The sequence below is a fragment of the Stenotrophomonas sp. YJH_SMC_16 genome (assembly GCF_059367875.1).
On sequence record NZ_JCAFRH010000004.1, the window covers coordinates 37,374 to 49,669 of the forward strand.

The window sequence follows — 12,296 nt, forward strand, 5'->3', positions numbered from 1 at the left end:
CCGGTTCAGATTCCATGCCCGACCCCGCTGCCCTGCTTGCCCTGGATGCCCGCCGCTCGGTGCCCTCGCGGCAACTGGGCGAGCCCGGACCGGATCCGGCCACCCTGCAGCGCATGCTGGCCTCGGCCGTGCGCGTGCCCGACCACGGCAAGCGCGTACCGTTCCGCTTCCTGAAGATCGCCGGCGATGCACGTCACACTCTGGGCGACTTCCTGGCCGAGCGCAGCCGCCAGCGCGACCCGCATGCCGGTGAGGCGGTATTCGAAAAGGACCGCCAGCGTTTCAGCCATGCGCCGCTGGTGATCGTGGTGGTGGCCAGTCCGCGTCCGGACCCGAAAGTGCCCGAACAGGAACAGCTGATGACCGCCGGCTGCGTCTGCTTCGCCCTGCTGCAGGCCGCGCAGGCGCTGGGCTTCGGTGCGCAGTGGCTGACCGCATGGATGGCCTTCGACCCGGCCGTGCAGGCCTATCTGGGGCTGTCCGAGGGCGAAGGCATCGCCGGTTTCATCCATATCGGCACGCCGAAGGCCGCCGTCCCCGAACGCGAGCGCCCCGATCCGGCGGCCCTGCTGCGTGACTGGACGCCGCCAGCATGAGCCTGCCGGCAGCGCCGCCCTCGCTGTATCTGGTCGACGCCAGCATCTACGTGTTCCGCGCCTGGCACTCGCTGCCGGACCAGTTCCAGGACGCGCAGGGCTGGCCGACCAACGCGGTGCACGGCTTCGCCCGCTTCCTGCTGGACCTGCTCGAGCGCGAGCGCCCGCGGCACATCGCCATCGCCTTCGACGAAGCACTGGACAGTGGCTTCCGCCACCGCCTGTATCCGGCCTACAAGGCCAACCGCGACCCGGCGCCGGAGGCGCTCAAGCGCCAGTTCGTGCACTGCAAGGCGCTGTGCGCGGCGTTGGGCCTTGCAGTGCTGGCCCACCACGAATACGAGGCCGATGACCTGATCGGCAGCGCGCTGCACGTCCACCGTGGCAGCCACCGCGGGGTGATCATTTCCGCCGACAAGGACCTCTCGCAGCTGCTGCTGGATCACGACGAGCAGTGGGACTACGCACGCAACCAGCGCTGGGACGTGGCCGGAGTGAAGGCGCGGCACGGCGTGCACGCCCACCAGATTGCCGACTACCTGGCACTGTGCGGCGATGCGGTGGACAACATTCCCGGCGTCAGTGGTGTCGGCAGCAAGTCCGCCGCCGTGCTGCTGGCCCATTTCGGCAGCATGGATGCGCTGTACGAACGCCTGGACGAAGTGCCGTTCCTGCGCCTGCGCGGTGCCGCGCAGATGGCCGTGCGCCTGCGCGAACAGCGCGAGCACGCCCTGCTCTGGCGCCAGCTGACCACCATCGCGCTGGACGCACCTCTGGAAGGCAGCCAGCCCGGCCTGCTGCGCCAGGCGGCCGACCCGGAGCTGCTCGGTGGCCTGTGCCAGGCCCTGCGCTTCGGCCCGATGACCCGCCGTCGGCTGTTCGATGCCGCCGGCGTACCCGACATTCTTCCCACCCACAGCGAGCCCGCATGAGCCAGCGCAACACCGAAGCCCCGCGTGTCGTCTATGAAGGCAAGTACCAGCGCATGCTGGTGCGCGGCACCTGGGAGTACAGCGAACGCACCCACGCCGGTGGCCTGGCCGCGATCATCATCGCCGTCACCCCCGAGGACAAAGTGCTGTTCGTCGAGCAGTTCCGCGTGCCGCTGCAGGCCCCCACCATCGAGATGCCGGCCGGCCTGGTCGGCGACATCCACGCGGGCGAATCAATCGAAGTTTCGGCCGTTCGCGAGCTGGAAGAAGAAACCGGCTGGACCGCCGACCACGCCGAAGTGCTGATGATCGGCCCGACATCTTCCGGCGCCAGCAGCGAGAAGATCGCCTTCGTGCGCGCTACCGGCCTGCGCCGGATCGGCGAAGGCGGCGGCGATGACAGCGAGGACATCACCGTGCACGAGATTCCGCGCAGTGAGGCTGCGGCCTGGCTGGTACAGAAGATGGGCGAAGGCTACGAGCTGGATGCCAAGCTCTGGGCCGGGCTGTGGATGATCGAGCACCACCTGGACGGACGCCCGCGTGGCTGACGCCGACCTGCATGCGCTGCCGGCGCTGCTGGGCGCCGACGACCCGGCGATCTACACCCTCCACCGGCCGCAGGGCGCCTCACCGTACCTGCTGCTGGCCGACCACGCCGGCCAGCAGGTGCCGCGAGCATTGGAAGGCCTTGGCCTGGCGCAGGCCGAGCTGGACCGCCATATCGGCTGGGACATCGGCATTGCCGGCACCACCCGCGCACTGGCCGAACGGCTGGACGCCTGGGCGATCGAACAGACCTATTCGCGCCTGCTGATCGACTGCAACCGTCCGCTGGCCTCGCCGACGCTGATTCCGGAAGTGAGCGACCACACCGTGGTGCCGGGCAATGCCGGGTTGTCGGCGGCGCAGCGGCAACAACGCATCGATGCGATCCATGCGCCCTACCATGCGCGCATCGACGCCGAGCTTGATGCACGCCGTGATGCCGGCCGCCCCACGCTGCTGGTGATGATGCACAGCTTCACCCCGGCGATGAACGGCGCGCAGCGGCCGTGGCATGCTGGCGTGCTGTACCACCAGGACACGCGCTTTGCCCATTCCCTGCTGCAGGCACTACGCGACGAAGGCGACCTGGTGGTGGGTGACAACGAACCGTATTCGGTCAGCAGTACCAGCGACTACGCGGTGCCGGTGCATGGCGAAGGCCGTGGGCTGGTACACGTGGAACTGGAAATCCGCCAGGACCTGATTGCCGATGTGGCCGGGCAGCAGGCGTGGGCGGAGCGGCTGGCGCGGATCTTCAACGCGTTGCAGCCGCAGTTGCTGGCGTTCGATTGAACGTCATCCACCCGACCGAAGCTCGGTAGCGCCGGGCCACGCCCGGCGAGCCGCATCGCGGCGGCGCAACGGAATGCCGCCGGGCATGGCCCGGCGCTACCGCAGCGTAGGCGCGTCCATCCACGGGAACGGCTTGTAGCCACGCACCTGCAGCGTCGCGCCGATGTCGGCGAAGTCATCCTTGATCGCCTGCGCACGACGCCGATCCAGCGCTTCACCCAGCAGTAGCGGCAACGCGCGGCAACGCGCCAATGCATCGCCCACCGGAATCTCCAGAAGGCGCGCCACGCGCTGCGCCGCCGCTTTGATCTGCGCCTCCGGGCACGCGTTCAATGCCATATCGAAGGACGCGAAGATGCCTGTGCCCACACCCGCCACGCGCGCAGCCACCTGTTCCGCAGCTTCCGCTTCGCCCAGGGCCTCGTCGATACCCTCGACCTGCTGGAACGCGTCGTACTCGGCGTAGTATGCCAGCGCCTGTGCGTAGTCCCGCAGCGACGACAGCGGGCGTTGCCGCTTCTGCACGTCGAGCACATCCGCAAACGTCGCAGGTTCCAGAAACGTGCCCAGGCCCAGCGCGCGCGCTTCAGCCGGGACCTCGCTGTCCTCATCGAAGGCGGCATCCTCATCGGGTGGCAACCAGAAGCGCGCCTGCAGCAGATCGCCCTCGGTGGCGTGCACCCAACCGAAGGAACCGTACACCTCATCATCATCGTTGCAGGCGGCGAAGGCATGCAGGGTCTGTCGCAGGTCCAGCAGTTCGATCATGCGTCGGTGCTCAGGCAGGCGGTCGCTGCCGAGTCTACCGGCGCCGGGCGCAGGCCCAGCGCGATCACCACGCCGAGCGCGGCGAACAGCGCGGCGCCGTACTGTGCATTGACCATGCCCTGCAGGGCATCGGGACTGGTTGCTGCCTGCGTGCCGCGCGCGGCGTTGGCGATCATCACCAGTACCGCCAATCCCAAGGCGCCGCCGATCTGCTGGGCGGTGGCCGCCATGCCGGACGCGACACCTTGCTGCGGTCCCGGCACACCCTGCCCGGCCACGATCCACATCGCCGTCCAGCTCATGCCCTGGCCGATGCTGAGCACCACGATGCCCGGCAGCAGCGGCCAGTAGCCGGCGCCATGCGGCATTGCCAGCGCCACCGTGGCGATGCCGATGGCACCGGCGGCGAAGCCCCGGGCCAGCACCTGCCGTGGCGAACGGCGCCGCAGCATGCGTTCGGCAATACGGATGCCGAAGGTGCACACCAGCGTCGGCAGCAGGAACGCCATGCCAGCCTGCAGCGGGCTCCAGCCATAGCCATCCTGGAAGTACAGCGCCAGGAAGTAGTACTGCACGCCGTAGCTGCTCATGAAGGCAAAGGTCAGGCCCAGTGCCGCGCGCAGGCCGGGCAGGCGCAGCAGCGAAAACTGCATCAGCGGATCACGGCTGCGCTTCTCGATCCGCACGAACACGGTCAGCAGTACCGCTGAAAGCAGCAGGCAGATGAGCGTGGCCGGCGCCGTCCAGCCCCACTCCGGCCCTTGCACCAGGGTGGTGACCAGCAGGCTGCCGCCAGCGGTGACGGTGAGGCAGCCGGCCAAGTCGAAGGAGCGCCCCTGCACCCATGGGCCATCGGCCGGCAACCACGCACCGGCAGCGACCGCACATGCGGTGGCCAGCGGCACGATTACCGCCAGCACCGCCGGCCAGCCGAACGCCTGGGTCAGCACGCCACCGAGCAGCGTGCCCAACGCCAGGCCCACCGCGCTGGCCATGCTCCAGATCGCCAGCGCGCGGTTGCGCACCGGGCCTTCGGCGTACAGCGTGTTGATCAATGCCAGCGTGGCCGGGAACAGCAGCGCCGCACCGACGCCCTGTGCGGCACGCGCAATGATCAGCAGGGTGGCATTCGGCGCCAGCGCACCGAGCAACGACGCCAGTGCGAACAGCAGCATGCCCAGCCGGTAGAAACGGCGGCGGCCGATCAGGTCGGCGGCGCGGCCACCCAGCAGCAGGCTGCCGCCGAAGGCGACGGTGTAGGCACTGACCACCCATTGCAACTGCTGCGCGTTGATCTGCAACGCGCGGCCCATGTCGTGCAGGGCGACGAAGATGATGGTGGCGTCCAGGGCGATGATCAGCTGCGCGGTGGCCAACAGGGTCAGCGCCCAGCGCGGGTATTTGAGGGGAGGCATCGGCGGGTTGGAGCGGTGGGGGGAGCGCAGTCTCATTGATGCGGACAACTCAATAAACCCCCTGCCACCCATATCTGTCATGATTTTCAGCATGAATGGAGCCTCGATGGACCTCAATGCGGTGCGCATGCTGGTGCAGGTCGCCGAAGCACGCAGCTTCACGGTGGCCGCCGGCCAGCTCGGCCTGAGCCAGTCCGGCCTGTCCCGCGCGATCGGCCGGCTGGAGGCCACGCTGGGGGTGAAGCTGCTGCAGCGGAATACCCGCAACGTGGCGCTGACCCCGGATGGCCGCCAGTTCGTGGAACAGGTGGCCCCCCTGCTGGCCGGCCTGGACGATGCCGAGCGGCAACTGGCCGACCGCCCGTGCACGCCCTCGGGCACGTTGAAGATCAGTGCGCCGTCGATGTTCGGGCGCAAGGTGCTGGTGCCGATGCTGGCGCCGTTGCTGCAACAGCATCCGCAGCTGCAGGTGGAAGCCGTGCTCAGCGACCGCCTGGTCGATCTGGTTGAAGAAGGTTTCGATGCCGCGCTGCGCACCGGCGTCATCGCCGACCAGCGCATCGTCGCGCGGCCCTTGCGGCCGCTGCGCTGGGTGACGGTGGCCAGCCCCGCCTATCTGGCCCGCTGTGGCGCACCGGGCGATGTAGCCTCGCTGCAGGATCACGCCTGCCTGGCGGTGCGCAACCTGCGCAGTGGCCGGCTGGTGGACTGGCAGTTCCTGCAGGACGGGCAACTGCGTGAGGTCACGCCACCGACGCGGATGGTGTTCGACAGCGGCGATCCGCTGGTGGAAGCGGCCATCGCCGGTATCGGCATCGTGCAGGTGATGGATTTCGCGGTGGCCGATGCGTTGGCCGACGGCCGCCTGCAGCGCGTGCTGCAGCCCTTCGAGGGCCGCAGCCGCGAACTGTCGTTGATCTACCCGCCGTCGCGCCAGCATTCGCCGAAGCTGCAGGTACTGGCCGACGCGTTGTTGGCGGGCGACTGGTAGATCCACGCCATGCGTGGATGGGTTCCTGACTGGGGTCAGAGCCCTTTCCGTGGGAAAGGGCTCTGACCCCGGGGCATTACGCGAAGCTATCGGTGGCGCGCACCAGCGCGTCCACGTTCTCGGCTTCGAACGCCGAGTGGCCCGAGGCCGGGGTGATTTCCAGCTTCGCCTTCGGCCACACCTTGGTCAGGTCCCAGGCGTTGGCCAGCGGGCAGACCACGTCGTAGCGGCCGTGCACGATCACGCCCGGAATATCGGCGATGCGGTGCGCGTCGCGCAGCAGCTGGTCTTCCACTTCGAAGAAGCCGCCGTTGACGAAGTAGTGGTTCTCGATGCGGGCAAACGCCAGGGCGAAATGCGGGTCTTCGTGGCTGTTGATGAAGTCATCATCGACATGCAGGAAGCTGGTCGCGCCTTCCCACACCGCCCACGCCTTGGCCGCTTCCAGGCGGGTGGTTTCGTCGTCGCTGGTCAGGCGGCGGTGGAAGGCCGAGATCAGGTCATGACGCTCCACCGACGGGATCGGCTTGAGGTAGTGCTCCCACGCATCCGGGAACAGGCGGTTGGCGCCTTCCTGGTAGAACCATTCCAGCTCCCAGCGACGCAGCATGAAGATGCCACGCAGGACCAGTTCGGTCACGCGCTGCGGGTGGGTTTCGGCATAGGCCAGGGCCAGGGTCGAACCCCAGCTGCCACCGAACACCTGCCAGCGATCGACCTTGAGGTGTTCGCGCAGCTTCTCGATATCGGCAACGAGGTCCCAGGTGGTGTTGTCCACCAGGTCCGCGTGCGGGGTGGAACGGCCGGCACCGCGCTGGTCAAACAGGATGATGCGGTACTTGGACGGGTCGTGGAACTGGCGCATCTTGTCGCTGCAGCCGCCGCCCGGGCCACCGTGCAGCATCACCACCGGCTTGCCGTCCGGGTTGCCGCACTGTTCGAAGTACAGGGTGTGGCGATCGTCGACCTTCAGGGTGCCGACGTCGTAGGGGGTGATGGCGGGGTACAGCGTACGCATGCGTGCAGCTCCAGGGTGATGCCCTGCCGGGGCAGGAGAACCTCCATTCTAGGCCGGACGCCGGCCCAGGGTGATGCGGTCGCGCTGCTCCAGGTCCTGCACGGTCTGCACCTCGGTAAAACCCTCCGCGTCGAACAACGCGCGGATCGCCTCGCCCTGGTCCCAACCGTGCTCGATCAGCAGCCAACCATCAGGCAGCAGGTGGGCCTGGCCACCGTCGACGATGCGGCGGATGTCATCCAGGCCATCCGGACCCGAGGCCAGCGCGGTGGCCGGTTCGAAGCGCAGGTCACCCTGTTCCAGGTGCGGGTCGTCGCTGGCGATGTACGGTGGGTTGCTGGCAATCAGGTCGAAACGCGCGCCCTGCAGCGGCGCATACCAGTCGTGCCCGCCCTCGGCGAAGCGCACGTTGCGCAGTTCATGGCGCGCGGCGTTGCGCTTGGCCACGGCCAACGCGCCCGGGCTGGCATCGGTGGCCAGCACCTGCGCCTGCGGCCGCTCGCTGGCCAGCGCCAAGGCGATCGCACCGCTGCCGGTGCCGAGGTCGGCCACCTGCAGGTCGCGATTGGCCGGCAGGCGCTCGAGCGCCAGTTCCACCAGCAGCTCGGTTTCCGGGCGCGGAATCAGCGTGGCCGGGTCGACCTCCAGGTCCAGCGTCCAGAAACCGCGGCGGCCGGTCAGGTAGGCCACCGGCTCACCGGCCACGCGGCGGGCCAGCAGTGCTTCGAAGGTGGCCTGATCGGTGGACGGCAGCGGGTCGGTGGCGTGCGCGAACAACCAGCTGCGCGGGCGCTCCAGTACGTGCAGCAGCAGCAGTTCGGCCTCGTGGCGGGCGTCGATGCCGCCCAGGCGGGCGCTGGCCTCGGCCACGATCTGGCGCAGGGTGGGTTCGGTTTGGGAAGACATGCCTTAATTGTAGAGCCGAGCCGATGCTCGGCTACTTCTGGAACAGTCGAGCGTAGGCTCGGCTCTACAGGTCCACCGTCGAGCATGGCTCGACGCTACAAAAAGCTGGAATCCGTTCAGGTTTCGCCAGAGGGTATAAGGAGGGGCTATCAGCCCTCTTCACACATCCCGGGCGATTTTCCTTGTCACACAAGCAGTTGCAGGATGGGAGCGGCATGGTTCAGTGCTGGCTCATGGCCTTTTGATAGACTCCATCTATCAAATAGATGCAATCAATGGATTGTTCTTATCGCCAGCGAGTCGGTAACCTAGCTCCTGTCGATTCACCCACTCCCCTTCACCAGAGGAAAAACGATGTCCCTGATCAACACCCAGATCCAGCCGTTCGAAGCCAACGCTTACCACAATGGCGAGTTCATCAAGGTTTCCGACGCCAGCCTGAAGGGCCAGTGGTCCGTCCTGATCTTCATGCCGGCCGCCTTCACCTTCAACTGCCCGACCGAGATCGAGGACGCGGCTGACCATTACGCCGAGTTCAAGAAGGCCGGCGCCGAGGTCTACATCGTCACCACCGACACCCACTTCTCGCACAAGGTGTGGCACGAAACCTCGCCGGCCGTCGGCAAGGCCCAGTTCCCGCTGGTCGGCGACCCGACCCACAAGCTGACCCGTGCCTTCGGTGTGCACATTGAAGAAGAAGGCCTGGCCCTGCGCGGCACCTTCATCATCAACCCGGAAGGCGTGATCAAGACCCTGGAGATCCACTCCAACGAGATCGCCCGTGACGTCGCCGAGACCCTGCGCAAGCTGAAGGCTGCTCAGTTCACCGCCGCCAACCCGAACCAGGTCTGCCCGGCCAAGTGGAAGGAAGGCGAGAAGACCCTGACCCCGTCGCTGGACCTGGTCGGCAAGATCTAACGCAGTACCGGCCTGCCGTGGCCCCACGCCACGGCGCGCCTTTCATCCCCGTGCCGGTCCCCCCGCCGGCGTGGGGGTGAACCCAAGACAGCCAACGCGCGCCAGCCTTGGCCAGCCAGCCCCTTCCACGGTCGCTGTCTTGGGTTCACCCCTACCCCCTGCTGGTCCGCTACCTTCTACAGCGGTGCCACGCCCCCTGTTTGCCTGAAGCCAGGAGATGACCCGATGTTGGACGCCAACCTGCAGTCGCAGCTGAAGACCTATCTGGAGCGCGTGACCCGCCCGATCCAGATCACCGCGCACGCCGACGACGGCGCCAAGTCGCAGGAAATGCTGGAACTGCTGCAGACCCTGGAAAGCCTGTCGGACAAGATCTCGCTGCAGGTGCTGCGTGACGGCCAGGGCCGCGTGCCGTCCTTCGACCTGGGCACCCCGGGCCAGGACATCCACCTGACCTTCGCCGGCCTGCCGATGGGCCACGAGTTCACCTCGCTGGTGCTGGCGCTGCTGCAGGTGGGCGGCCACCCGTCCAAGGCCACTGCCGAGCTGATCGAGCAGGTGCAGAACCTGGAAGGCGAGTACAAGTTCGAAACCTACTTCTCGCTGTCCTGCCAGAACTGCCCGGACGTGGTGCAGGCGCTGAACCTGGCGGCGGTGCTCAACCCGCGCATCCAGCACGTGGCCATCGACGGTGCCCTGTTCCAGGACGAAGTCGAGAAGCGCGAGATCATGTCGGTGCCGACCGTTTACCTCAACGGTGAAGTGTTCGACCAGGGCCGCATGACCCTCGAGCAGATCGTGGCCAAGCTGGACACCAACGCCAGCAAGCGCGATGCCGAGAAGATCGCCGCCAAGGACGCCTTCGACGTGCTGGTGGTGGGCGGTGGCCCGGCTGGTGCGGCAGCAGCGATCTACGCCGCACGCAAGGGCATCCGCACCGGCATCGCCGCCGAGCGTTTCGGTGGCCAGGTGCTGGACACCATGGCGATCGAGAACTTCATTTCGGTGAAGGAGACCGAAGGCCCGAAGCTGGCCACGGCGCTGGAACAGCACGTGCGCGAGTACGAGGTGGACATCATGAACCTGCAGCGCGCCAGCGCGCTGGTGCCGGCCGGTGATGACGGCCTGGTGCAGGTGCAGCTGGAGAACGGCGCGGTGCTGAAGTCGCGTTCGGTGATCCTGTCCACCGGCGCACGCTGGCGGCAGATGAACGTGCCGGGCGAGGACCAGTACCGCAACAAGGGCGTGGCCTACTGCCCGCACTGCGATGGTCCGCTGTTCAAGGGCAAGCGCGTGGCGGTGATCGGCGGCGGCAACTCCGGTGTGGAAGCGGCCATCGACCTGGCCGGCATCGTGTCGCATGTGACCCTGCTGGAATTCGATTCCAGCCTGCGCGCCGATGAAGTACTGCAGAAGAAGCTGCGCAGCCTGGCCAACGTCACCGTGCTGACCAGCGCGCAGACCACCGAGGTGCTGGGCGACGGCAGCCGTGTCACCGGCCTGGTCTACAAGGACCGCGTCGGCGGCGACGCCCACCGCGTCGAGCTGGAAGGCATCTTCGTGCAGATCGGCCTGCTGCCCAACACCGAGTGGCTGAAGGACACCGTGGCGCTGTCGCCGCGTGGCGAGGTCGTCATCGACGACCGCGGCCAGACCAGCCTGCCGGGCGTTTTTGCCGCCGGCGATTGCACGACGGTGCCCTACAAGCAGATCATCATCGCCATGGGCGCCGGCTCGACCGCCGCACTGAGCGCGTTCGACCACCTGATCCGCTCGTCGGTAAGCAACAGCAGCGGTGCCGTTGCTGAAGCGGCCTGATCCACCGTTCCCAGATCACCGGGAACCTTGTCTGCCTGTCGGGTAACCACGCCGTCAGCCGGTCCGTTACTCCTGGGGTGTAAGGATGAACCTACGTGATCTGAAGTACCTGGTAGCCCTGGCCGACCACAAGCATTTCGGTCGGGCTGCCGCCTCCTGCTTCGTCAGCCAGCCCACGCTGTCCACGCAGATCCGCAAGCTGGAAGAAGAGCTGGGCCTGCCGCTGGTGGAACGCGCGCCGCGCAAGGTGATGCTGACCCCGGCCGGGCAGGAAGCAGCCGCGCGGGCACGGGTGATCGTGTCCGAAGTGGAACAGCTGAAGGAAGCGGCACGGCGCAGCCGCGATCCGGAAGCCGGTACGGTGCGCCTGGGGATCTTCCCGACCCTGGGCCCCTACCTGCTGCCGCATGTGATCCCGCGCATCCGCGATCGCTTCCCGGAGCTGGAACTGCTGCTGGTCGAGGAAAAGAGCGATGTGCTGCTGGACCGCCTGCGCGAAGGCAAGCTCGATGCTGCGCTGCTGGCCCTGCCGGTGATCGACGACCAGCTGCACGCCGAGTTCCTGTTCGAAGAACCGTTCCTGCTGGCTGTTTCCGGGCGCCACCCGCTGGCCCGTCGCGAACACCTGGACGTGCAGGAACTGGCCACGCAGAAGCTGCTGCTGCTGGAAGACGGGCATTGCCTGCGCGACCAGGCGCTGGAAGTCTGCCGCCTGTTCGGCGCCAACGAGAAGTCCGAGTTCCGCGCCACCAGCCTGGAGACGCTGCGGCAGATGGTCGCCGCCGACGTCGGCATCACCCTGCTGCCGAGCCTGTCGGTGCAACCGCCGGTCCCGCGCTCGAACAACATCCGCCTGCTCGATTTCACCGGCGAGGGCCGTCCCAGCCGCCGCATCGCCATGATCTGGCGCCGCAGCTCGGCCATGAACGACTTCCTGATGGAGCTGGCCGACCAGTTCAAGCGCCTGCCGCAGGCGCTGTTCACCCTGGAGGCGGTCAACACCGCCGGCGACGCTGCCGCCCTGCCCGGCCCCGCGCTGAACGGCTGAGCCCCCGCAGTACCGGCCTGGAATCGGCAGGAGTCGATTCCGGCCGCATTTGTCCCCACAATACAGACAGGCGGCGCCAGCAGGTGCCGCCTTTTGCATGGCTTTCAACCAAGGAGCTTCACCATGAGTACCGCCAGCGGCCTGCCGCCGTCGATCACCGTTTCCACCTTCGACATGGACCGCCTGGACGCCATGCTCGAATCCCCTGCGCTGAGCCAGACGCCTGCCGCGCTCGCGCTTGCTGAAGAACTCAACCGTGCCACCGTGCTGGCACCGGACCAGATTCCCGAAGGCATCGTCATGATGCATTCGCGCGTGGAGTGCGAAGATGAAGTGTCGGGCGAGAAGCACGTCCTGACCCTGGTCTTCCCCCGCGAAGCCAACGTCGATGAAGGCAAGGTTTCCGTGCTGGCCCCGGTCGGCAGTGCCCTGCTCGGCCTTTCGATCGGCCAGAGCATCGACTGGAACGCGCCCGGCGGCCGCAAGCTGCGCCTGCGCGTGACCGCGGTCCACAACGACCGCCCCTGATTACCGCTGCGCACCGC

At 67.4% G+C, this 12,296-nt stretch carries 13 protein-coding genes; 9 read left to right on the forward strand and 4 right to left on the reverse strand.

The window, feature by feature from the left end; genetic code table 11:
• The first annotated feature begins 14 nt into the window (after nucleotides 1–14).
• From AC5P6E_RS10045 to AC5P6E_RS10060, 4 genes are read left to right on the forward strand one after another with little or no spacing between them, the layout of a single operon-like run.
• Entirely contained in the window at nucleotides 15–596 is a 582-nt protein-coding gene (locus AC5P6E_RS10045; protein WP_010481787.1) for a nitroreductase family protein, read from the forward strand.
• Nucleotides 593–1,528: a 5'-3' exonuclease gene (locus AC5P6E_RS10050; protein ID WP_019338109.1), complete on the forward strand. Its 936-nt coding sequence runs from the start codon at nucleotides 593–595 to the stop codon at nucleotides 1,526–1,528. Before AC5P6E_RS10045 ends, AC5P6E_RS10050 begins: the two co-directional genes overlap by 4 nt.
• Complete coding sequence (locus AC5P6E_RS10055; RefSeq protein WP_010481791.1) at nucleotides 1,525–2,079, forward strand: NUDIX hydrolase; 555 nt, start codon at nucleotides 1,525–1,527, stop codon at nucleotides 2,077–2,079. Before AC5P6E_RS10050 ends, AC5P6E_RS10055 begins: the two co-directional genes overlap by 4 nt.
• Nucleotides 2,072–2,869, forward strand: coding sequence for an N-formylglutamate amidohydrolase (locus tag AC5P6E_RS10060; protein WP_019338108.1), 798 nt, complete (start codon nucleotides 2,072–2,074; stop codon nucleotides 2,867–2,869). Before AC5P6E_RS10055 ends, AC5P6E_RS10060 begins: the two co-directional genes overlap by 8 nt.
• A 96-nt stretch (nucleotides 2,870–2,965) precedes the next feature.
• Here AC5P6E_RS10060 and AC5P6E_RS10065 read toward each other — a convergent pair whose 3' ends face one another.
• Nucleotides 2,966–3,637 (reverse strand): DUF7716 domain-containing protein, encoded by a 672-nt coding sequence (locus AC5P6E_RS10065; protein WP_495230926.1) that lies wholly within the window; start codon nucleotides 3,635–3,637, stop codon nucleotides 2,966–2,968.
• Nucleotides 3,634–5,052 (reverse strand): MFS transporter, encoded by a 1,419-nt coding sequence (locus AC5P6E_RS10070; RefSeq protein ID WP_019337040.1) that lies wholly within the window; start codon nucleotides 5,050–5,052, stop codon nucleotides 3,634–3,636. Before AC5P6E_RS10070 ends, AC5P6E_RS10065 begins: the two co-directional genes overlap by 4 nt.
• A gap of 106 nt (nucleotides 5,053–5,158) precedes the next feature.
• On the opposite strand from AC5P6E_RS10070, the gene AC5P6E_RS10075 reads away from it, so the two are divergent.
• Complete coding sequence (locus AC5P6E_RS10075; RefSeq protein WP_019337039.1) at nucleotides 5,159–6,043, forward strand: LysR family transcriptional regulator; 885 nt, start codon at nucleotides 5,159–5,161, stop codon at nucleotides 6,041–6,043.
• A 76-nt stretch (nucleotides 6,044–6,119) separates the two neighbouring features.
• Here the strand turns inward: AC5P6E_RS10075 and pip are convergent, their stop codons facing one another.
• Entirely contained in the window at nucleotides 6,120–7,061 is a 942-nt protein-coding gene (gene pip, locus AC5P6E_RS10080) for a prolyl aminopeptidase (RefSeq protein WP_014646006.1), read from the reverse strand.
• Between the two features lie 48 nt (nucleotides 7,062–7,109).
• Complete coding sequence (prmC, locus tag AC5P6E_RS10085; protein WP_019337038.1) at nucleotides 7,110–7,967, reverse strand: peptide chain release factor N(5)-glutamine methyltransferase; 858 nt, start codon at nucleotides 7,965–7,967, stop codon at nucleotides 7,110–7,112.
• 354 nt (nucleotides 7,968–8,321) lie between these two features.
• Here prmC and ahpC point away from each other — a divergent pair, with 354 nt between their 5' ends.
• From ahpC to rnk, 4 genes are all read left to right on the forward strand, one after another.
• Complete coding sequence (ahpC, locus tag AC5P6E_RS10090) at nucleotides 8,322–8,885, forward strand: alkyl hydroperoxide reductase subunit C (protein ID WP_019337037.1); 564 nt, start codon at nucleotides 8,322–8,324, stop codon at nucleotides 8,883–8,885.
• Between the two features lie 225 nt (nucleotides 8,886–9,110).
• A complete protein-coding gene (ahpF, locus tag AC5P6E_RS10095) occupies nucleotides 9,111–10,703 on the forward strand; it encodes an alkyl hydroperoxide reductase subunit F (protein WP_019337036.1) in 1,593 nt (530 codons plus the stop codon).
• 85 nt (nucleotides 10,704–10,788) lie between these two features.
• Nucleotides 10,789–11,751, forward strand: coding sequence for a LysR substrate-binding domain-containing protein (locus AC5P6E_RS10100; RefSeq protein WP_019337035.1), 963 nt, complete (start codon nucleotides 10,789–10,791; stop codon nucleotides 11,749–11,751).
• 123 nt (nucleotides 11,752–11,874) lie between these two features.
• A complete protein-coding gene (gene rnk, locus AC5P6E_RS10105) occupies nucleotides 11,875–12,279 on the forward strand; it encodes a nucleoside diphosphate kinase regulator (protein WP_005408156.1) in 405 nt (134 codons plus the stop codon).
• Nucleotides 12,280–12,296 lie beyond the last annotated feature (17 nt).